Source organism: Vibrio sp. Hal054 (genome assembly GCF_037162405.1).
Classification (GTDB): Bacteria; Pseudomonadota; Gammaproteobacteria; order Enterobacterales; family Vibrionaceae; genus Vibrio; species Vibrio diazotrophicus.
The window spans coordinates 1097013-1119023 of sequence record NZ_JARLUT010000002.1 but is presented as its reverse complement, the minus strand read 5'-3'; the positions used below and the strand labels follow the sequence as shown (position 1 = coordinate 1119023).

The 22011-nt window shown below is 44.3% G+C and carries 16 protein-coding genes; 6 read left to right on the top strand and 10 right to left on the bottom strand.

Going from position 1 to position 22011, the window contains the following annotated elements:
• Position 1: 1 nt before the first annotated feature.
• The 7 genes from tssC to P4S58_RS21055 all read right to left on the bottom strand — a co-directional run bounded on the left by tssC (position 2) and on the right by P4S58_RS21055 (position 6911).
• Positions 2–1477, bottom strand: a complete 1476-nt coding sequence (gene tssC / locus P4S58_RS21085) for a type VI secretion system contractile sheath large subunit (RefSeq protein WP_042479602.1) — start codon at positions 1475–1477, stop codon at positions 2–4.
• A gap of 48 nt (positions 1478–1525) precedes the next feature.
• Positions 1526–2032 (bottom strand): type VI secretion system contractile sheath small subunit, encoded by a 507-nt coding sequence (gene tssB, locus P4S58_RS21080; protein WP_042479601.1) that lies wholly within the window; start codon positions 2030–2032, stop codon positions 1526–1528.
• A gap of 190 nt (positions 2033–2222) precedes the next feature.
• The gene (locus P4S58_RS21075) at positions 2223–3197 is read right to left on the bottom strand and encodes a sel1 repeat family protein (protein WP_337165592.1); all 975 of its coding nucleotides are present in this window, start codon (positions 3195–3197) and stop codon (positions 2223–2225) included.
• 19 nt (positions 3198–3216) lie between these two features.
• Entirely contained in the window at positions 3217–3501 is a 285-nt protein-coding gene (locus P4S58_RS21070; protein ID WP_042479597.1) for a type VI secretion system PAAR protein, read from the bottom strand.
• 302 nt (positions 3502–3803) lie between these two features.
• Positions 3804–5189 (bottom strand): SLC13 family permease, encoded by a 1386-nt coding sequence (locus P4S58_RS21065; RefSeq protein WP_102965056.1) that lies wholly within the window; start codon positions 5187–5189, stop codon positions 3804–3806.
• Positions 5190–5404: 215 nt separating this feature from the next.
• Positions 5405–6262, bottom strand: coding sequence for an alpha/beta fold hydrolase (locus tag P4S58_RS21060; protein WP_337165590.1), 858 nt, complete (start codon positions 6260–6262; stop codon positions 5405–5407).
• Positions 6263–6320: 58 nt separating this feature from the next.
• The gene (locus tag P4S58_RS21055; RefSeq protein ID WP_042479591.1) at positions 6321–6911 is read right to left on the bottom strand and encodes a TetR/AcrR family transcriptional regulator; all 591 of its coding nucleotides are present in this window, start codon (positions 6909–6911) and stop codon (positions 6321–6323) included.
• 182 nt (positions 6912–7093) lie between these two features.
• Between P4S58_RS21055 and zntR the strand changes: the two genes are divergently transcribed.
• The 5 genes from zntR to P4S58_RS21030 all read left to right on the top strand — a co-directional run bounded on the left by zntR (position 7094) and on the right by P4S58_RS21030 (position 11515).
• A complete protein-coding gene (gene zntR / locus P4S58_RS21050) occupies positions 7094–7513 on the top strand; it encodes a Zn(2+)-responsive transcriptional regulator (RefSeq protein WP_102985661.1) in 420 nt (139 codons plus the stop codon).
• A 1-nt stretch (position 7514) separates the two neighbouring features.
• Entirely contained in the window at positions 7515–8612 is a 1098-nt protein-coding gene (locus tag P4S58_RS21045) for an SO_0444 family Cu/Zn efflux transporter (protein WP_237292279.1), read from the top strand.
• A 166-nt stretch (positions 8613–8778) separates the two neighbouring features.
• On the top strand, positions 8779–9711 hold the full coding sequence (locus P4S58_RS21040; RefSeq protein ID WP_237292292.1) for an AEC family transporter: 933 nt from the start codon (positions 8779–8781) through the stop codon (positions 9709–9711).
• 129 nt (positions 9712–9840) lie between these two features.
• The gene (locus P4S58_RS21035) at positions 9841–10866 is read left to right on the top strand and encodes an acyltransferase (RefSeq protein ID WP_337165587.1); all 1026 of its coding nucleotides are present in this window, start codon (positions 9841–9843) and stop codon (positions 10864–10866) included.
• 7 nt (positions 10867–10873) lie between these two features.
• A complete protein-coding gene (locus tag P4S58_RS21030; protein WP_443089027.1) occupies positions 10874–11515 on the top strand; it encodes an START domain-containing protein in 642 nt (213 codons plus the stop codon).
• 64 nt (positions 11516–11579) lie between these two features.
• Here P4S58_RS21030 and glgB read toward each other — a convergent pair whose 3' ends face one another.
• From glgB to P4S58_RS21015, 3 genes are all read right to left on the bottom strand, one after another.
• Positions 11580–13766 carry a 1,4-alpha-glucan branching protein GlgB gene (gene glgB / locus P4S58_RS21025; RefSeq protein ID WP_337165586.1) on the bottom strand — a complete coding sequence of 729 codons (2187 nt, stop codon included), beginning with the start codon at positions 13764–13766 and terminating at the stop codon, positions 11580–11582.
• A 165-nt stretch (positions 13767–13931) separates the two neighbouring features.
• A complete protein-coding gene (malQ, locus tag P4S58_RS21020) occupies positions 13932–16112 on the bottom strand; it encodes a 4-alpha-glucanotransferase (protein ID WP_102953299.1) in 2181 nt (726 codons plus the stop codon).
• Positions 16113–16270: 158 nt separating this feature from the next.
• Positions 16271–18724, bottom strand: coding sequence for a glycogen/starch/alpha-glucan phosphorylase (locus P4S58_RS21015; protein ID WP_337165585.1), 2454 nt, complete (start codon positions 18722–18724; stop codon positions 16271–16273).
• A 531-nt stretch (positions 18725–19255) separates the two neighbouring features.
• On the opposite strand from P4S58_RS21015, the gene malT reads away from it, so the two are divergent.
• Complete coding sequence (gene malT, locus P4S58_RS21010) at positions 19256–21964, top strand: HTH-type transcriptional regulator MalT (protein WP_337165584.1); 2709 nt, start codon at positions 19256–19258, stop codon at positions 21962–21964.
• Positions 21965–22011 lie beyond the last annotated feature (47 nt).

The following is a 22011-nucleotide window of genomic DNA, read 5'->3' as shown; positions in this document are numbered from 1 at the left end:
GTTATGCTTGATCTAAACGACCAACGAGTGACAGCTCAAAATTCGCCCCCATATACTTGAAGTGAGGACGGACAGATAGTGTTACCTGGTACCAGCCAGGGTTGCCTTCAACGTCCATAACTTCAATTTTTGCGGCCCTTAAAGGTCGGCGACTACGAACATCTGCTGGTGGATTTTCTTGATCGGCAACATACTGCTTGATCCATGAGTTAAGCTCTCGCTCTAGATCCTGTCTCTCTTTCCACGCACCAATTTGCTCTCTTTGTAAAACTTTAACGTAATGGGCAAGACGGTTAATAATCATCATATAAGGAAGCTGAGTACCCAGTTTATAGTTAGTTTCGGCTTCTCGGCCTTCCTTAGTATTAGGAAATACTTTCGCCTTTTGGATTGAATTTGCAGAGAAAAATGCAGCATTGTCGCTACCCTTTCGCATCGTAAGAGCTATGAATCCTTCTTCTGCCAGTTCAAATTCCTTGCGATCGGTTATCAATACTTCGGTAGGTATTTTGCTCTGCAAAGCTCCCATTGATTCGAATACATGAACAGGTAAATCTTCTACTGTTCCACCACTTTGCGGGCCGATAATATTAGGGCACCAACGATACTTGGCGAAGCTATCTGTCAAGCGTGTTGCAAACGCAAAAGCTGTGTTCCCCCAAAGATAATGCTCATGTGATTCACTAACATTCTCAGAGTAATTAAAAGACTTTATAGGGTTGTCAATTGCATCGTAAGGAACTCGTAGCAAAAACCTAGGTGCAGTTAACCCTAGATAGCGGGCATCTTCTGATTCTCGTAATGCGCGCCATTTGGTGTATTGAGGGCTTTCAAATATAGCTTTGATATCTTTTATATTTGGTAGTTCTTCAAAGGATTCGATGCCGAAAAACTCAGGGCCAACACTGGATATCACAGGCGCATGAGACATTGCCCCTAACGCCCCCAAATATTGCATCAACTTTATGTCACTTGTAGAGGGAGTAAATGCAAAGTTGCCAATAATCGCTCCTGTAGGTTCCCCACCAAACTGCCCATACCCCGCCGAATATACGTGTTTGTACAAACCTGATTGTGTTGTCTCTGGCGCAAACTCAAAATCTTCCAGCAACTCATCCTTCGTTGCATGTAATAACTCAACTTTGTTGTTTTCACGAAAATCAGTTCTATCAATAAACAGTTTTAACCCTCTCCAAGCTGACTCCATCTGCTGAAATGACTTATCATGTAATACCTCATCCATTTGAGCACTAATTTTTCTGTCGAGCTCAACAAGCATCTTGTCGACTAAAGCTTTATTAATCGGTTCCTGCTCTTTATTTGAACCAATTAAATTTTCAATGAAGACAGCGATACCTTTCTTAGCAACTTCATATCCATCTTCAGTAGGAGACATCCGGGTTTGGGCCATTACTTCATCAAGTAGGCTGCGTTCAAGAGTTTGAGTATTCTCGCGTGTTAATTCAATTGCAGACATTAAGTAGTAATCCTAACGTTAAATAAATGACAAGAGTAATAGGTCAACTTAAGAGACAGATTTTTCAGATGTATTAACAATACTCAGCTCAGAAAGAAGTTGATCTCGAGACTCCTCAGAATTGATTAAACTCTGCAAACGCTCTCGAAATGCAGGAATGTTTCCTAGCGGCCCCTTCAATGCGACTAATGCTTCTCGCAACTCAATCAGTTTCTTTAGCTCAGGAATCTGTGTAGCTACTGAATCAGGAGCAAAATCGGTTAATGATTGAAACTTGAGTTCCACAAGCATCTCTGTTGAATCATCATCAACAAGTTTATTTTTGACTGCTGTCGTTAGTTTCAAGTCACTTTCACGCATCACTGATTCAAAATTGTTTTTATCAACAGAAACTGGCTTTCTTTCCTCAAGGGGGATTTCTTCTTCATGCCCTTTAAAATCACCGACGACTAATGTCTTAAGAGGGAGCTCTACTTCAGCTTGAGCGTCACCTGTCGCTGGAATATATTTGATGTTAATCCGCTCCTGTGGAGCGACACTTCCTTCTTTAGCCATAAAGCATCTCCAAAAAATTATACAAGTGGATTTATATGATTAGTTTTAAATCTTTTAATTTAATACTGTGAGTAAGGGTTAATTGATGTAAAGATTGCACCATTTTTAAAGCAATAGATTACTTCATTCACTAAAATATGAAGTAAGCCTAAAAATTATAGATATATTCATACTTTGAGATTAATTTAAATTAAATATCCCAATATAAATCGTAATTATAAAATTCAATATTCTTCTCAAGTTCGCTTTCAATTAATGATGAATAAGTTAATTGCTCTTGTGGTAACCTATCCAATATATGGGCATATAGACCTTCCACCTTTTCCGTTAAAGCAATAAATTTTTCATTGCCTACATTATCAATATATAGTTGTAGGTAGGCTTTTGCCTTGGCATTGTTTACCTCTACAAAGGAATAATTTTGATTAAAGTTTCCTGAATAAATAAAGGCTAATGAAGCTAGAGAAGTAATATCCCCTAGATTTAAAGCTCTTTGTCTCCACTCAAAGGCCAAATTAAACTGCCCATTTTTCTCTAATAGCTGTATATATTTTTTAATTGCTGGAATGTAATCCAGCTTTGCAGCTGAAAAATACAGTTTTCTTATTACTGTCTCTCTTTCGCCTGGCAAATAAAATGAACCATAGCCTTTCATATAGCTATCTGCTTGCTTCATTAGTGCGCGGGGATAACTAAGAGCAACAGATTTCACTAAATAGTAGCGAGAAAGTTCTTCATCATCATCCGCATGGAATTCAGACAGTTCATAGAACACCTTCCCCGGATTCCATTTACCAAACATTATTAAAGTATCGTAATACCTTTTTTCCCAGATACTTCTTTCATTATCAGTCAACCAGTTCGCTTCTTGATAAAGATGTTTCATCGCATCCCGGTTGTCTCCATTTGCCGCTTTGAGCAAATATTCACGACTTTCATACATCGATCTATCATCTTTGTGATTAATCAATAACTCCATGGCATATAAATAAGCCGCATATGAATGTCCATTATCCGCTGAATATTTCAGGTAACGTTGAGCTTCTCTATTCTTGAACTGAGATCGCATAAGTTTGCCAATCACAAACGCTTGATCACTACTTAATTGACTAGGTTCATAAGAAACACCGTTTCCATAAGCTAAATAGGAGAAAAAGATAAACAAGTGCACATACCAATGTCGCTTAATCGATATTAACACTGCTATACCCTTGTAATACTCCACCACAGTCAATTGAATCTCCAGCTCTTGCTGCAGGCATCCCATCAAACATTACAGTTGCAGAACCGCTAGAAATACTGCGAGGATGAAGAGGATGTTTGGGTTTATCATGAGGTGCAAGCGCATCCCCCAATCGTGCCGCAGAACTACCATCAATTTTAACGGTACTAGATCCTGATATTACAGGGGTAGGAGGGAAACCATCATGGTCACTTCCTATATGTCCTACAATGATTCCTTTTGCCACAATGTTTCCACTATTAAATTAATATTAATGAATAGAAAGCAATTATCATTCCAATATTTATGTCTTTATATATCAATGAATGAAGAAGAAATAAGCAATATATTACCTAGTCTAGGCAACATATAACCTAAAAATACAAATTACTGCCTATAAAAAGATATTTGTTATGCAATTTACAACTAATTAATAAATTAATAAAAGCACTGCGCATTGGAATGGAGGTCATATTAATAACGTGGTTATTAATATTTTTCAATAAGATAGAAGCGCTGTTTAGAACAAAACAGCGCTTAAAGCTAGGCTTACCAGAATGTCATTGCGATTGTAGACAGGATGGCAATACAGGCGATGTTCAGGATGAAACCGACTTTCATCATTTCTCTTTGGTCTATATGTCCTGTAGCAAACACGATAGCGTTTGGTGGGGTGGCAACTGGCAACATGAATGCACAAGATGCTGAAACTGCAATCAGTACTGATAACAGAACTGGTGAGACGCCGAAAACTTCGGCAACGCTTGCGAATACCGGAACAAGCAATGCTGCGCTTGCCGTGTTACTGGCAAATTCAGTTAAGAACACAACGAATACTGCAATAACGAACACGATGAAGAATAGGCCGAAGTCTGAAATCAACTGACTGAGTTCATTGGCAAGGAACACGCTGGTACCGGTTTGCTTCAGAACATTGCTTAAACAAATACCGCCACCAAACAGAAGCAACACGCCCCAGTCGGCTGTTTTTTCAATGTCTTTCCAGTGCACGACTCGGGCAAAACTCACCATGATGATGGCAGAAAGTGCAATCAGTGAGTCAAAACTCTTAAAACCACCGAGCATGGCATTCACTGGCTTACTGAAAATCCACAGGAATACCACCAGCGAGAAGATCGCTAATGTGACGATTTTGCCTTTATCCCAATCCACAGGTTCTTCATGAGTATCAAACTGACCACTGAGATCGGGCTTTAGCATGAAGTAAAGAATGGCCAAACAGATTGGCAGCATAACTAAAGTAGTTGGAAGACCAAATTTCATCCAACCGACAAATGTTAAACCCACTTCTGCGGCTGCAATTGCGTTTGGTGGGCTGCCCACCACAGTTGCAATTCCACCAATACTGGCGCTGTAAGCAATGCCTAGAAGCACAAACACATAGGTAGAATGACCTCGCTTATCATCCACTTTACTTAAAATACCAAGCACTAGAGGCAACATCATCGCGGTTGTCGCAGTGTTACTGATCCACATAGATAGAGCTGCAGAAACACCAAACAGCATGAAGACAGCGACACTCATTCGACCTTGAGCAAGTACGAGAACTTTATCTGCGATGACTTTATCTAAACCTTGGCGATGCATAGCCGCCGCTAGGGCAAAACCGCCCAAAAATAGGAAGATAATAGAATTCGCAAAGTTGTTCAGGGCAGCTTGCGTGTCAAACACACCTGACAATACCGCCATCACAGGGACAAGTATCGCGGTGACGGTTACATGTAATGCTTCCGTCAGCCAGAGGATGGCGATAAACGTCAGCATACTTAAGCCTAAAACAACGTTGGACTCAAACGGGAGGGTAAACAGTAAGATGAAAAACAGAGCGAGATCGGCAATGACAATCATACTGTTTCGGTGAAAAAACCATTCTCGGGTGTTACTGGGTAAAGGGACACTATCATTTCTATTCATTATTATTTTTCCTTATAAAGGCCTTACGGCAACACAATGATCACACGTAACCAAACAAGGAGATAATAAATTTTTGTCAAGTTGTTAAACTAATCAACATTAAAACCAACAACTTAACATTTTGAAATAAATAGAAATATAAATATCCCTTTTCGTTTGACTGATGATTAATAAAACATCAGTTTTAAACAGAATTCCAAGTAAAATCCGTAATCTTAAGAAAGCTGCTTAGCGATTTGGTCAAATGCATTCATCACCTCAGGACTTGTCATCACTCTGCCATGACCTTGGTTTTGAGTGGTAATAAGCGTCACGTTTTCCATCTCTTGAGACGCCTTTTGCGATACCGAATATTTGGCAAATTTATCGCCTTCGTCATGAACAATTATAGTCTGAGACTCACGCTGCTTAAGCTTTTTGTACGGGTCAATTGACTGAATTGGGTAACGGTATTCGTCTTGAACTTCGTTGACGACTTCTTCAAACAGACGCATGGAATAACCGGAACGAGCCACGGTGCTGAACAAGTTATCTAAGTAGTCCAATACGGGTGCTATCAGCAACATAGGGCAGTTTGCTATTTTGGCGTGTCGGCACTCTAGCGCGGTCGCATTACCCATGCTGTGTCCAATCAAACCAACCACGTCTTCTTCACTGTCTAAGATCGCTTCTAGCCCACGCACAAAGGCAGGAATGTGCCCTAAGGCCCCTTCACTTTCACCATGCCCAGGATGATCGTAAGCAAGAGCGGTAAAACCTAAAGAGGCAACGTGTTCCATCAAAGGATAAAACTGATTCGAAGAACCAGACCAACCGTGGGTTAATACCCAAATAGGTCCTTTACCCAAACGGTAAGTGGTTAACTGGCCTTCTGGTGAAGAAACGTAAGATTTGATTAAACCCTCAGGTGCCTGATTTTTCGCTTTCATACGACTTGGAGTAAGAAGAAGCTTTCTAGCCGTTTTCTTTGCGTGCCTCGGAGCCAACGAATGGTGCAAACGTGTGGTGACATTGACTAAGCTACGACGCCAGTTAAAACGTTGTGCTGTATTGAAGTAAATTTTCTCGCTCATAACTATCCTTAAACCAAAAACGTACGGTCGTGCTTTTTATTGGTAAATTTTTTGCTGGTTAACGTTTCCAGCGATCAAACAAATCGCTGACTCCTTGCCAAAATCTTTGGTGGCTTTGCTCTTGTCCATAGATGGAATAGAACAAATGCGCACTAAGATACAAGCCATAAAGCTCGTAACTCGCTTGCTTGGCGTCCAAATCCGCCCGAAACTGGCGGTTCTCAACGCCTTTATCTATCTGAATTTGTAAATACTGAATCCAATTAGAAATAATTTTCTTGAGCTCTTGCTGAATGGCACATTCACTTTTTGCCGATTCTTTCCAAGCATCCAAAAACATACAACTACCTTGGAATGAATGGTTCCAGCCCATCCAACTATCTAGGATAGAACGCAGTTTACTTTCGATATTTTTGTCACCCAACTCACGTGCAGGAGCGATAACTCGAGAAATAAAAACTTGGTTAGCGAAATCAACTACCGCTAATTGCAGGTTCTCTTTTGAATTGAAATGAGCAAATAAGCCGCTTTTTGACATACCACAGTGCTTGGCAAGCTCTCCTATCGTTAAGCTTTCCAGACCATTCTCACTGGCAAGATCAAATGCTTTGGCCAAAATGTTCTCGCGGGTAATTTTTCCTTTGCTCATAACTCATCAGATTCAGTTAACACGCCAAGAAGTTTAGTACGATCGTTCTTTTTTTACAAACCGTCTTTTTGTAGGCAGAGACACACAAAATAAATTTGCATTGAAACAAATAAAGTATTGACCTTGTACTTAACTACAAAGTTTATACTGTTAAAAAATGAATACTGAATCGAGGTTTGTAAATGGCGTCATTAACCCGAGGTCAACTGGCTAAACAACTCAACATAACCACTGAGGCTATTCGATTTTATGAGCAACAAGGCTTAATCGAACCACTGCGCGCCAACAATGGTTATCGTCAGTATGATCAAAACTGCATTGATAGGTTGAAATTCATCCTTCACGCTAAAGAAGTAGGTCTATCTCTGAGTGATATTCAGGAATTGCTTTCGATTCAGATAGAGCCGGATCAGCACACCTGCCAAGAAGTCAAAGACATCACACTGGCAAAGCTTCATGAAATTGAACTGCGTATTGCCCAGCTACAGCATATGCACAACGCCTTGAAAGTGATTAATGAACGATGCTGTGGGGGCGCTCATTCGGCCGAACACTGCACCATCCTGACGGCCCTTACTCAAACTCAACCAGAGGAAGCTTAATATGCAAGCTATCACGACCTTTTTAGATACCTTACTTGATTTGTGGCTTGATGCTTCTTTCTGGCTGATCATAGGTTTGTTCGTTGCCGGTATTCTTAAAGTGACGCTGAGCAACGATAAACTGAGTAAACACCTTACCGGAGATGGAATGTGGCCGAGTGTCAAAGCCGCGATTTTGGGTATGCCACTGCCGCTTTGTTCTTGCGGTGTTATCCCTGCTGCGGTTGGGCTTCGTCGAGGTGGCGCTTCAAAAAGCGCAACCACCGCCTTTTTAATCTCAACCCCAGAGACTGGCGTTGACTCCATTGCTATTTCCTATGCGCTGTTAGGGCCATTTATGGCGGTCATACGACCTATAGCGGCGACAACTTCAGCCATTGCGGCAGCGTTTTTGGTGTTGATCACAGACAAAGACACACAAACCCCACCGCCAGCAACCGAAGCCGTCAAAACTTCTTGTTGTTCAGGTTCTCACAGTTGTAGTAGCTCTGGCTCATCTACACACTCATCTCAACCAAAAGCAGAATCATGGTTAAACAAGTTATGGCAAGGGCAAAAATACGCATTTACCGATTTGATTGAAGACCTGTCACTGTGGCTCATTGTGGGTCTTATCATTTCAGCTTTGGTGGTGACGTTTGTGCCTTCTGAAGCACTAGTAGAAATCAGCCGTAGCCCTTGGGCAATGGTACTGATGGCACTGATTGGTGTACCTATGTATATCTGCGCGTCTGCTTCAACTCCAATTGCCGCAGGCCTAATGCTGGCAGGTGTATCACCCGGCGCAGTATTGGTTTTCTTACTGGCAGGCCCTGCCACCAACATGGCAACCCTAGGTATTGTGAGAAAAGAATTAGGAACAAAAGCACTGGTTAGCTACCTAGTCGGTGTGGTGGGTGTGGCGATTCTATTCGGTTATGCCACCAACTTTTTAGTCGATACTTTTGCTATCAATATCGACGCCCAGCTAGCGGCCAGCAATGAACTGTTGCCACCCGTGATCGCTTGGGCAAGCGGCATTGCGTTAGCGGTCATTATTGCGGTAGATCTGTGGAAGAGATTCAACCCGAAACAAGAAAAAGCAAGTTGTTGTTCATAACGTTAACCGTTAGAAAGCATATTCCAATCAACTACAACACGCTGTAGAGTATAAAAATCTTACAATAAGCACTGTCGTTTGTTAGAGCGACGGTGTTTATTGCTTCTAATCTCTATCTTCACCTGAAGTTCAAGGAATGGGCGTGGACAGTCTCTTTCAGTTATTGATGTTTTCGGCCTCAATCACCGGCCCTATTTGCTTGATGCTTGTACTCGGGGTATTTCTTAAACGTATCAATCTGATTAACGATAACTTTATCGAAGTCGCCTCCAAGATAGTGTTTGAAGTGACGCTGCCAACCATGTTGTTTTTGAGCATCATAAGTTCAAAGCACGATTTCTCTTCCAGCGCTTCTCTGATTATTTACGGCCTTGTGGCGAATTTTCTGTTCTTTCTGTTCACCACTTTTGTCACCAAAAAGGCGTTTAATCGCCCACAAGATCAAGGAGTGATCATCCAAGGCGCATTTCGCGCCAATACTGCCATTATCGCCATCGCTTATGTTGCTAACGCTTATGGTAATGATGGGGTAGCACTTGCGGCTATTTATGTGGCGAGCATGACATTGCTATACAACGTACAGGCAGTGATCGCTTTAAGCGCGAAAAGCGATACCAAAGGCACTCCTCCATCGAAAATCATCTTTCGAACGTTAACCAAGAACCCGCTGATCATCGCAATATTGTTCGGCCTCTTTTGCTACGGATTCTCCATACCAATACCTAAAATGGTCACGGATGCTGGGCGCTATTTGGGTAACATGACACTGCCTTTGGCACTTCTTTGCACTGGTGGCTCGTTAGACCTAAAAGCATTGAAAGAAGATAATGCACCCGCTTGGTATGCCACAGGGTTTAAGCTGATACTCGCTCCGCTTCTGACCACCCTTGGCGCACTGATGTTTGGATTCAGAGGCATGGAACTCGGACTGGTTTTCTTGATGAGCTCTGCGCCAACCGCAGCGGCAAGTTACGTGATGGCGAGAGCGATGGGCGGAAATGCCACCTTGGCAGCTAATATCATTGCACTCACCACTGTTTTTTCCCTGTTCTCATGCACCTTGGGTATTTTCCTGCTGTCCGCATTTGATCTGATGTAACGGAGCCGTATCCAGTTCACATATCAGAGTCATCGTTCGTACCAAGCTCTAATTTATTGATGTGAGTCGAAAGAGATGAGTTGCATATACAGTATTGTTCTCGCTTTCCTTTTTTCTGTGTAAGTACTTATGTCTTCGATAAATAAAATCAAGAGCCTAGAGTTCGGAAGAACCGTGGCTATGCTCGCTATTATTGGCCTTCACTGCCAGTTATTTACCACTCATACCTTTTACAATGATGAACCCTGGCTTGCGTATCTGTTTAATCAAGCCACTCGCTTTGCAGTTCCGCTTTTCTTCTTGATATCAGGCTATCTAATACAACCTAAGCTAAATGCGACGCCTTTCGAGACAGTGAAACGATATTCTCTTCCGCTGGTTCGTATTTGGCTGGTTTGGAGCCTTTTCAGCCTGCTGATGCCATTCAACTTTGCTGATGTTGCAGAAAAAGGTTACCTCGCAGAACGTATGAGTTACTGGGACTATCTGCTGATGAATCCTGTGAACTCTCTGCTCGAAGGCGGCTTAGTGCACCTATGGTTTATACCTTCATTGATTATGGCGATAGCAATTATTGCTGCTTTAGTTCGCTGGAATATGTCAAAGTGGATCATTCCAGTCGCGGCCATGCTTTACATCTACGGTGTATTGGCGGGAAGCTACAATGTAGTGACGGAATTGGAAGCACCATTTTTTACCCGTAATGGCCCGTTCTTTAGTACTTTGATGGTGACTATTGGTTATGTGATACGCGAACGCAGTATCACCTGTAACATAAAAATGGCATCGTTATTGGCACTATCAGGAATGGCTTTGCATTTTGCTGAAGCTTATGGATTACACCAATATGGACAAGTGTTTAGCTACAACGATTACCTATTCGGCACCGCATTATGGGGCGTTGGAACTTTATTTGTTCTGTTAGCAAAACCCAACTGGGGAAGTGCAACGTGGATACAGTCTTACGCTAGCAGCGTATTAGGCATCTATGTTAGCCACTTACTGGTTGCGATCATTGTGATGAACATTTCTGGGCTGTTACAACAAAGCAGTTGGGACAGAGACATCACGCTGTTTGCAGGAACGACGATTATCACTCTACTCTTAGTGAAAGGAATCGAGCGTACTCCTCTCAGGAGGATACTGTTTAGATAGGAGCTTTATGTTTACGCGCGCAATCACTTTATCGCTACTTTTCGCTCAAAGTCTGGTTTGGGCGAACAGTGACAACACCGACATGCCATGGAAACTCGCAAAAAGCGAAGATGGCATTCGAATTCACATTCGTGAACATCAAGGTGGCTTGGTCGAAATCCGCGCACAGATGTTTGCTCCCACTACTTATCAAGCGTTCTTAGTGCTGCTGGAAGACAGTGAAAATCTGCCCAATTGGCTGGATAAAGTCAGCAGCAGCAAAGTATTGAAGCAGATATCACCCAACGAAAACATCGTCTATACCCAGTTCTCTGCCCCATGGCCTGCCCGAGACAGGGATATGGTGACATACTCAAAATACCAAGTTGATAATGGTGCGTTTAAACTGGAAATCAAAGACGCGGCAGATCAATACCCAGAACAAAAAGGCTACGTTCGGATAAAATCGGTTCAGGCGGATTGGACTTTAGAAAAGCTCACCAATGGCTTAACTCATATCGATTACACTGCGTACGCAGACCCGGGAGGTTTTCTGCCTGACTGGCTGGCAAATCAGCTTTCTGTTTCGAGCGCTTTCAACACTTTTGAAGCACTGAAAGCTCAGCTGCCTCAATATCAAAATCGGCAGCATGCTAACATCAGTGAGTGATTGTAGAAGCGATAAAAAGCCCCGATTTATAGTGTAAATCGGGGCTTGCTTTTCTCAATATTTATTACGATTTTAGCTTGTAGAACAGGGTCGAAAGTGGCGGTAAACGCACCAATAGAGACTGATCTAAGCCTTCGCTTTTTACTTGTTCAGTTTCGGCAACTGTGACCGTTTCAAAATCGCTGCCAGAATAATGACCGCTATCCGTATTAAGCAGCAACTCATAGCGTCCCTCGTTTGGCACCCCTAAACGGAAGTGTTCATGCGGCACTGGCGTAAAGTTGGTAATGGCTAAGATTCTCTCGCCCTTATCACTGATACGCTCATGAGCAATCACACTAATGTCCGCTGCATCTTGCAAACGCCATTCAAAGCCGGATGGTTCACAATCACGCTCATGCAACGCAGGCTCGTTCTTATACAGATGATTCAGGTCGCGAACTAAACTTTGGATACCACGGTGGCGATCGAAAGCGGTTAAGAACCACTGTAGTTGATCATCATGATTCCACTCTGCCGTCTGTCCAAATTCAGATCCCATGAAGTTGAGTTTCTTACCCGGCTGCGCGTACATATAACCAAAATAGGCACGCATATTCGCCGTCTGCTGCCACTCATCGCCCGGCATCTTGTAGATCAACGACTGTTTACCGTAAACCACCTCATCGTGAGACAAAGACAACACATAGTTCTCACTGAATGCGTAAATCAGCGGGAAAGTTAACGTGTTGTGGTGATATTTACGATGTACTGGATCTTCTTTGATGTACGAAAGACTGTCGTGCATCCAACCCATGTTCCACTTGAAACCAAAGCCTAAGCCGCCCATAAAGGTTGGCGCTGACACACCCGGAAAGGCTGTGGATTCTTCAGCAATGGTCATCGCATTCGGGAAGTATTTATAAACCTCTTCGTTCATCCACTTAAAGGTTGCGATGGCATCATAGTTTTCACGGCCACCATCAACGTTTGGAATCCACTGATCGTGACTGCGTGAATAGTCGAGATAAAGCATCGACGCCACTGCATCCACACGAATACCGTCAATATGGAACATATCGAACCAATACAGCGCATTGGAAACTAGGAAACGACGCACATGTTCGCGTCCAACATCGTAGATGTATGAATTCCAGTCCTGATGCCAGCCACGACGCGGATCAGGGTCATGGAACAGTGGCGTACCATCGAAGTTCGCCAAACCATGATCATCCGACGGGAAGTGTGCTGGAACCCAATCAAGAACCACACCAATACCAGCCTGATGACACATATCAACGAAGTATTTGAAATCATCCGGTGAGCCATAACGACTGGTTGGTGCAAACAAACCTACAGGTTGATAACCCCAAGAGCCATAAAATGGATGTTCAGAAACCGGCATAAGCTCTACATGGGTGTATCCCATATCAACCAGATACGGAGTCAAATGCTGTGCTAACTCGCGATAATTGAGGAAATCTCCATTCTCACTACGCTTCCATGAGCCTGCATGCAGTTCATAAAAAGAGAGCGCTTCTTTTCGCTTTTGCGTTACAGGGCGATGTTGCCATTCACTGTCTTGCCATTGGTAACGGCTATGATCATAAGTCACAGAGGCAAAAGAAGGGTGTTGCTCAGCGTAGAATCCCCAAGGGTCAGCCTTATGAGGTAAACCTTCACCATGTGGTCCTTTCAGTTCAAATTTGTATTGAACGCCCTCTTCCAGACCCGGAATAAACAGCCCCCAGATGCCATAATCTAAACGTTGCATCGGATGGCGACGGCCGTCCCACTGGTTAAATGAGCCAACCAGACTACACGCCGAAGCGTGAGGCGCATAAACAAGGAAACGAATACCTGAGATCTGCTTACCATCGCGTTCTAACGTGACGAACTGCGAGCCCATATGACGATACATCTCTTTCGGAGTATGCAGGTCATCATATTCGGCATAAATTTCGTGGTACTGGTAAGGGTCATCGACAATTTGTTCGGTACCCGCCCAGTCAACCGCAAGAGAATAATGGGTGAAGCGAAGGTCTCTGTCTGATTTAAGAACAAAACCGGCATCGGTTTCTCTTTCAAGAGCCACTCTCGGCTCTCCTTCCACCAGCAACTCTACTTTATCAGCACCCGGCATCCATACTCGTAGTGCTCCTTGAAAAGAAGAAATAAACGGACCTAAAAATGCAAATGGATCAGCAAAACCAGCGTGAGAAAGCTGGTTATAGGCAACTTGTGTTTTCGAAGGCTTTTTAGCTTTTTTCAATACTCTTCTCCCAGCGCAACAGAGAAATAAAAATGCCCGCTACATTGGCGGGCATACTAGCGTAAGTTCATCTTACCGAACTCAAAAGGGGTATAGAGTGACCTAACTTAAACTTCTTGGTGTAAATATAAGAATTCACTAATTTCCCTCTGAGTGCTTGCTCGATTACTGACTGGCTTTCGCACGCGTTTCCGTTAAACGTGCTGAAATTCGGTTCACATCTTCGCGGGCGAAGATTTCATCCAAATTCATCGACAACTTACGACGCCAGTTTGGATACTCATCAACGGTTCCCGGAATGTTGACAGGATTATCCATTTCTAACCAGTCTTCAAGCTGAATACTGAGTAGACCTGACGAACCTGCCGCAACATGCAGTTGCAATGCTTCACTCAGGTATGAATCCATAGGAACCAGACTTGCATCACGACCTACGCCTTCAGGCAAGTAACCATGCCAAGCCACAGAGTCCAAAATGCCTTGTTTGCACTTCAAGCGATCCTCAAACAGCTCTGCCAGTTGTTCTTTGTCTGGATACAAGCCAATTTCGCTACCCATTTTCAGGTCAGCACAGTGCCAGAAACCACGCAGAGTCGGCATATCGTGCGTACACAGAGCCGCCATGGATTGAGGCGCATAGTGAGCAGGAGAAATAAAGCCGCCGTCTTCTTTCGATGTTTCGAAGAAGAATACTTTGTATGAGTGAACGCCCGCATCACGAAGTAGATCCACGATTTCGTCCGGTACAGTACCTAAGTCTTCACCGATCACACTGCATTGGTGACGGTGAGATTCCAGCGCAAGAATGGCAAGCATGTCTTTCACTGGGTAGTAGATGTATGCGCCTTTGGTTGCGTTTTCGCCTTTTGGAATCCACCACAGACGCAATAAACCAAGTACGTGGTCGATACGCAGAGAACCACAATGCTTCATGTTAGCGCGCAACAGCTTGATGTAAGCATCATAGCCAGTCGCTTGCAGCACTTGTGGGTTGAGTGGTGGTAAGCCCCAGTTCTGACCTAGTGGACCAAGAACATCCGGTGGCGCGCCAATGCTCGCATCCAGAATCAGGTTACCTTCATCCGCCCATGTTTCAGAGCCAGAATCCGCGACACCTACTGCTAAGTCACGGTATAAGCCAACCGCCATACCTTTTTCTTCAGCCAGCGCCTGAGCTTCGTTGATTTGCGTGTCAGCAACCCATTGTAGGTACATGTATAGATGTACGTCGTCTTGGTTGTCTTCAATAAAAGTTTGTACCGCTGGATTTTCAAAACGACGGTATTTTTCAGGGAAAACAGGCCAGCCCCAAACATTGCTGTCTTCTGCATGCAACTGTGCGTGCAGCGCATCAAAGGTTGCTTGGTGCAACAGGCTATCACCACCCTCTTCCACAAAGTCTAAGAACGCACGAGCTCGGTCAGTGTTTTTATCCAAATGACGGGCTTTAAATTCAGTGAACAACAATGGCAGTACGCTCATTTTCATTTGCGCGACTTCGGTGTAGTTCACCCAATGCGATTCACGTGCTTTTTGCAGACGTTGTTGGAACTCCGCACTGCCCACTTTTTGCTGTGCTTCACCACTTAGTGCGAACTCTGGTACTGAGCTCACATCAATATAAAGAATGTTCAACCAACGGCGAGAAGACGGGCTGTATGGGCTTGCCCCTTCTGGGTTCGCTGGGAACAGAGAATGGATTGGGTTCAAACCGACAAAATCACCACCACGAGAAGCGATATCCGCAACCAACTGTTTCAAGTCACCGAAATCACCGATACCCCAGTTGTGCTGAGTACGCAAAGTGTAAAGCTGAACACTTGGTCCCCAAAGCTTCTTGCCTTTTTCCAGAGCAGGTTGTTTGAAACAGGCAGTTGGCGTCACAATAACCGTCATCTCATACGGCGCTTTACGACGCTTGCGAGAAACAAACAGCTTGTGGTAACCCAGTGCTAGATCGCTCGGCAAAGAGAATACTAGCGGGCCACCTTCTGCACGCTCATCACGAACGATTTGAGATTGCAGATAACCTTCGAATACTTCGCCCTGTTCGGTTTCTAGTCGCCAGTCAAACTCACTTTCACGAGCGCTAGAACCTAGGTTAAGAGACACCTCTAATGGCTCTCCTTGGCGAATCACTAATACCGCTTCCAACACATCGGCTTTGTGTTTTTTCTCAGCCGATTTTAATAAGGTTTGATCATTGGTTGTGTCATAACCTAAAGAAGCCAAAAGACGACGAATGGTCTCGTCTTCTACTTTTGCTTCATCGCCCCAAGCACTCACATAGCTGTCGGCAATTTTTGCCATCGCTGCGACTTGTTTTAATGCATTTTGTTCTTTCATCGCTCTCTCCGAAGGGACTGCATAATCCTTCAAATGTGTAGGGTGTGTAATTATTTAATCTATGTCGATTTGGCTTTTATTCATTCTGGAACATATGTTCGTTGAGCGTTATAAGCCATTCAGCCAAGGCTTACACCTTGGCTGTTTGGTTCTATTTTTTAGCGTTTGACGGCTTCAAGCTGCCAAATATTATTCACGTAATCGCGAATACTGCGGTCAGAGCTGAACTTGCCCACCAGAGCGGTGTTCAATATTGCCTTCTTCGCCCAACCCGCCTGATCACGGTACTGCTTATCCATGTCTTCATGCGCTTTCACATACGATGCGAAATCAGCAAGAACAAGGTATGGGTCGCCACCATCAAGCAAGCTGTCGTAAGTTGCGCGAAGCTTCGCTGGCTCACCCGGAGTGAACTCGTCTGACATCAATAGTTCCATTGATGCTTTGAGTAATGGATCCGCGTTGTAGTAGTCGTAAGGGTTGTAACCTTTTGCTTTTAGTGACTCTACGCCATCCACATCCAGACCGAAGATGTAAATGTTGTTATCACCCACTTCTTCACGAATCTCAACGTTTGCACCGTCCATCGTACCGATGGTTAACGCACCGTTTAGCGCCATCTTCATGTTGCCGGTACCTGATGCTTCTTTACCTGCGGTAGAGATTTGCTCAGACACGTCAGCTGCAGGGATGATGATCTCCGCCATGCTTACACGGTAGTCAGGAATGAAGACCACTTTCAGTTTGTTACCGATACGTGGATCGTTATTCACTTTCTCTGCAATCTTGTTGATTGCGTAGATAATCTCTTTCGCTAGGTGGTAACCCGGTGCTGCTTTCGCTGCAAAGAACACCACACGAGGATGCACATCAAAAGATGGATCGTTGATGATGCGGTGGTACAGAGAAAGAATGTGCAGCATGTTTAGGTGCTGACGTTTGTATTCGTGTAGACGTTTGATTTGAACGTCAAAGATCGCATTGGTATCAAGTTCGATACCCATGTTCTCTTTCACCCAGTTAGCCAAACGCGCTTTGTTCTCTTTCTTCACTGCCATGAACTGCTTCTGGAACTTCGCATCACCAGCGAACTGAGAAATCGATTCTAGTTGGTCGAGATGTGCTGGCCACTGGTCACCAATTTTCTCAGTAATCAATGCAGACAAAGCTGGGTTACAGAATTTCAGCCAACGACGAGGTGTAATACCGTTGGTTACGTTCTGTAGACGACTTGGATACAGCTCGTTGAACTCAGGGAACAGGTCACGTTTTACTAACTCAGAGTGCAGAGCAGCAACACCGTTTACAGCGTAAGAACCCACTACACAAAGGTTTGCCATGCGCACCATGCGATGGAAGCCTTCTTCAATAATGGACAGCTTCTGTTGTTTAGAAACATCACCCGGCCATTTCGCGCGAACTTCCTGCATAAAGCGATGGTTGATCTCGTAAATGATTTCCATATGACGAGGAAGCAGACGCTGAATCAAAGACTCGCTCCATGTTTCCAATGCTTCTGGCAACAAGGTGTGGTTGGTGTAAGCGAATGTCTTAGAACAGATGTCCCAAGCCGCTTCCCAAGATAGGCCACGCTCATCGACCAAAATACGCATTAATTCAGGGATCGCGATGGTTGGGTGAGTATCGTTAAGCTGGATTGTCTCTTTCTTCGGTAGATCTTCCAGTGCAAAACCAGCACCTTCATGACGACGAAGAATGTCACGTACCGATGCCGCACTGTGGAAGTACTGTTGCATCAAGCGCAGTGTTTTACCTTTCTCATGGTTGTCGTTCGGGTAAAGCACTTTAGTAATGTTGCCCGCATCAATCAGAGAGTGCTGAGCTTCGAAGTAGTTACCGTTGTTAAAGCTCTCTAGTGAGAATGGTGCAATGGCACGACATTCCCAAAGGCGTAGTGGGTAAACAGTATCGCTTTGGTAGCCCACGATTGGTAAATCCCAAGGCATCGCTTGCACTAACATGCCAGGAACCCATTTGCGAACTTCTTTGCCATTCTCATGGGTCACTTCAACGTGGCCGTAGAAACCGATTTCTTGTTTCAGCTCAGGGCGTGCGATTTCCCAAGGGTAACCTTCGATACCACACCAAGCATCAGGCGCTTCTTTCTGATGACCTTGCTCGAAAGACTGTTTGAATAAACCGTATTCGTAGTGAAGACCGTAACCCACTGTTGGGTATTCTTGAGCAGCACATGAGTCCATGAAACACGCAGCAAGACGACCAAGACCACCGTTACCCAATGAAGGGTCGCGCTCTTCTTCCAACAAATCTGTTAAGTTTTGGCCCAATTCCGCCATCGCTTCAGAAACCTGTTCATAAAGGCCCATGCTAATCAGGTTGTTACCTGTTAAACGGCCAATCAGGAACTCAAGAGATAGGTAGTTCAGGCTTTTAGCATTAACGATGCGCTCGTCTTGCTCTGTTTCAAGCATGTCGAACGTTGTTAATTCTGCTAGAGCATGACCCATAGCCAAATACCAAGAACGGCTAGAAGCATGTTCCACAGTGGTCGCGTATGTCGCGGTAAGATTACGCTTTACGTTCGCTTGGAACGCTGCTTTATCAAACGTTTTCTGTTGCGTAGGTTTCATCGAGAAATCTCTCTTATCAGTTCTAATTCATCTGTGCCATATCCTGCCCGTACAACAAAAGGTAAACATCCTCCCAAGTTGTCATGAATTTAGGAGGAGGAGTGAGGGCGTAGAGGGTGTAGCACTTAAGTCGGAGTGATCAATCTCTCATTGATAATCCAATCCGCGAGATTCTGAGTGATTGAGATCACAACGACTGCCTCAATAACCTTAGACGGGGTTTAAACAGCTCGGAGATTCAAGCGGTGCTCCTTTTGCTCATAATGTATACTTCGTCACACTAAAATTATCGTTTTTACTCAAATTACATAAAATTTCGTACAAACCACCTGCCAACCAAACGGATCGCTAGGCAATTTTATTGATCAAGTTCACAAATTAGGGGCGTAGTCTGCTAAAGAATGTGAATAGTGCGAGATTCGAGAAAGGGATCAATAAACGTAGTGAAAAACATCAAGTAACATCGTTGCCACAAAAGTGACAGAGATCTCTGTTTTCTCCTCTTATTATTTGATCGAAGGGAGATCAAGAATGTGGATTCCTTCTAAACTGACGCGCCCCGGCCGCCTGCACAACGCAATTGTTCGTCCAAGAGTGCTGGACATTTTGCATAACGCCACATGCTATAAGTTAGTGCTATTTCGCTCCCCTGCAGGCTATGGAAAAACCACCATGGCGGCTCAGTGGCTTGCAGATAAACCTCACGTTGGTTGGTACAGCATTGACGATAGTGACAACGATCCTTTCCGTTTCTTGAACTATTTTCTACAAGCGATCAATAAAGCAACGGATCAAAGTTGCCCGAATGCGCAAAAACTGGCGGAAAAGCGTCAGTTCTCTTCGATTCATTCACTGTTTAGTGAAGTGTTCACCGAAATGGCTCACTACCACCAAGAATGTTATGTGGTGTTGGATGACTATCATCTGCTGTCTGATGACGAAATTCATGAAGCAATGCGCTTTTTCATCAAACACATGCCGGACAACATGACCTTAGTGGTGACCAGTCGCGCAGCGCCACCACTGGGCACAGCAAACTTGCGTGTGCGTGATTTGATGATCGAGATTGGTAACGAACTGCTGGCATTCGACACCGAAGAGACCACCCGTTTCTTTAATCAACGAGTTACCGATGGCGTAGACGACTCTACAGCAAACAGCTTACGTGATTACGTGGAAGGCTGGCCTTCAGCGTTGCAACTTATCGCTCTGCAAGCGCAATATCAAAAGCGTACTCTGGAGCAAAGTGCGGAATCTGTTTCTCACTTCAATCATGCACATTTGTGGGATTACTTGGTTGAAGAGGTATTTGACCTTCTCGACAACGAAACCCGTCAGTTCCTGATGCAGTGTTCAGTGTTGGAACATTTCAACGATTCACTGGTCACCGCACTGACCAAGCGTGACGACGCGTTAAGCATGATTGAATCGCTAAACCGTTTTGGCTTGTTTATTTACCCGTTGGAAGGCGAACATAACTGGTATCGCTTCCACAATTTGTTTGGTGAGTTCCTTGCCCACCAGCGTCTGGCTCGCATTCCACAGCAAGAACACGACTTACACCGCGAAGCGTCACTGGCATGGTTAGAAATGTCTAACCCGCACCAAGCTTTGCGTCATGCCAAAATCGCTCAGGATACCGATTTACTCGCCACCATTTTAAGCAAACACGGCTGGAGCATGTTCAACCAAGGCGAATTGGAGATGTTGGAGTCTTCAATTAACCTGCTTTCTTCTAATCAGCTTTATAGCGAACCTAAGCTCTGCATGCTTCAAGCTTGGCTTGCTCAAAGTCAGCACAGATACAACGATGTCGGTGCCCTGCTTTCCAAAGCAGATGAAGAGATGGCAAAGCTTAATGTGGAACTGTCGAGCAAAGAGCAAGGTGAATTCAACGCATTACGAGCTCAGGTTGCGATTAACCAAAACGAACCAGAAAAAGCTTTAGAGCTCGCTGAATTGGCGTTAAGCCAGCTCGATAACACAATCTATCGCAGCCGAATTGTGGCAACGTCCGTTGTGGGTGAAGTCAACCACGTATTAGGTCAACTCAGCCGTGCTCTGCCAATGATGCAGCAGACCGAGAAACTGGCTCGCCAGTATCAGGTTTATCATCAGGCGCTTTGGGCATTATTGCAGCAAAGCGAAATTCTGATTGCTCAGGGTTATGTTCAAGCCGCTTATGAAGTTCAGGACAATGCGTTCAAACTGATTGAAGAACATCAACTTCACCAGCTGCCATTGCATGAATTCTTGTTACGCGTGCGTGCACAAATTCTCTGGTGTTGGAACCGTTTGGATGAAGCCGAAGAGTGCGCCTACAAAGGTTTGGACGTTCTCGGCAATCACTCACCAAGTAAACATCTGCACAGTTATTCTATGCTGGCGCGTATCTCGGTTGGCCGTGGCGAACTGGACAAAGCGAGCCGCTTTATTGAGCAGATTCTGCATCTGATGAAACAATCTAGTTACCATGTTGACTGGACGGCGAACGCGTCGCTTTCATTGCTGCTTTACTGGCAAGCTCGCGGTGATATGGATTCGATTCAGAATTGGCTAAATACTTCTACTCGCCCAGAAAGAGCGTGTAACCACTTTTCGCAACTGCAATGGCGCAATATTGCCCGTGCTCAAATTAACTTAGACATGATGGAAGAAGCCCAGCAAACGTTGGAATTCATGCAAGAAGAAGCGAGGAAGTATCAGTTAATTACCGATATCAACCGTAACCTGATTGTTGAGTCGATTCTGGCAACGACTCTTGGTAAAGAAGAGGAAGCACGCGATAAGCTTAAGCAAGCGTTAGCACTCACTAACCAAACCGGTATGATTGGCAACTTCCTGATCGACGGTGCCAAAGTGGGTCATGTGTTGGAGAAACTGATTCAACGCGGTGAACTGGGCGATTTAGAACGCCACCGTGCACAACAGTTAATGAAAGAGATTTCAACCACCCAACGCAGCCGTTCAGTGCATTTTGATGAAGAGTTCGTAGAGAAACTGATCAATCACCCGAACATTCCGGAGTTAGTACGTACTAGCCCGCTAACCCAACGTGAATGGCAAGTGTTAGGTTTGATCTATTCCGGTTTCAGCAATGAACAAATTGCACAGGAACTTGATGTGGCAGGAACAACCATCAAAACTCACATTCGCAATCTGTATCAGAAACTCAATATTGCCAACCGCAAAGAAGCGGTTCACACCGCTGAGAATCTGCTGCAGTTGATGGGATATTGATTCAAGTAGAACGCAAAGAGCCAGCAAATGCTGGCTCTTTTTATATT

Bases quoted from the DNA above. Each gene is read 5' to 3' on its own strand.
- P4S58_RS21055 (WP_042479591.1), bottom strand. From the start codon at position 6,911: ATGAGCAAAGGAAAAATTACCCGCGAGAACATTTTGGCCAAAGCATTT.
- P4S58_RS21040 (WP_237292292.1), top strand. From the start codon at position 8,779: ATGTTTTCGGCCTCAATCACCGGCCCTATTTGCTTGATGCTTGTACTC.
- tssB (WP_042479601.1), bottom strand. From the start codon at position 2,032: ATGGCTAAAGAAGGAAGTGTCGCTCCACAGGAGCGGATTAACATCAAA.
- P4S58_RS21035 (WP_337165587.1), top strand. From the start codon at position 9,841: ATGTCTTCGATAAATAAAATCAAGAGCCTAGAGTTCGGAAGAACCGTG.
- malT (WP_337165584.1), top strand. From the start codon at position 19,256: ATGTGGATTCCTTCTAAACTGACGCGCCCCGGCCGCCTGCACAACGCA.
- malQ (WP_102953299.1), bottom strand. From the start codon at position 16,112: ATGAAAGAACAAAATGCATTAAAACAAGTCGCAGCGATGGCAAAAATT.
- P4S58_RS21060 (WP_337165590.1), bottom strand. From the start codon at position 6,262: ATGAGCGAGAAAATTTACTTCAATACAGCACAACGTTTTAACTGGCGT.
- P4S58_RS21045 (WP_237292279.1), top strand. From the start codon at position 7,515: ATGCAAGCTATCACGACCTTTTTAGATACCTTACTTGATTTGTGGCTT.
- P4S58_RS21065 (WP_102965056.1), bottom strand. From the start codon at position 5,189: ATGAATAGAAATGATAGTGTCCCTTTACCCAGTAACACCCGAGAATGG.
- zntR (WP_102985661.1), top strand. From the start codon at position 7,094: ATGGCGTCATTAACCCGAGGTCAACTGGCTAAACAACTCAACATAACC.
- P4S58_RS21015 (WP_337165585.1), bottom strand. From the start codon at position 18,724: ATGAAACCTACGCAACAGAAAACGTTTGATAAAGCAGCGTTCCAAGCG.
- tssC (WP_042479602.1), bottom strand. From the start codon at position 1,477: ATGTCTGCAATTGAATTAACACGCGAGAATACTCAAACTCTTGAACGC.
- P4S58_RS21030 (WP_443089027.1), top strand. From the start codon at position 10,874: ATGTTTACGCGCGCAATCACTTTATCGCTACTTTTCGCTCAAAGTCTG.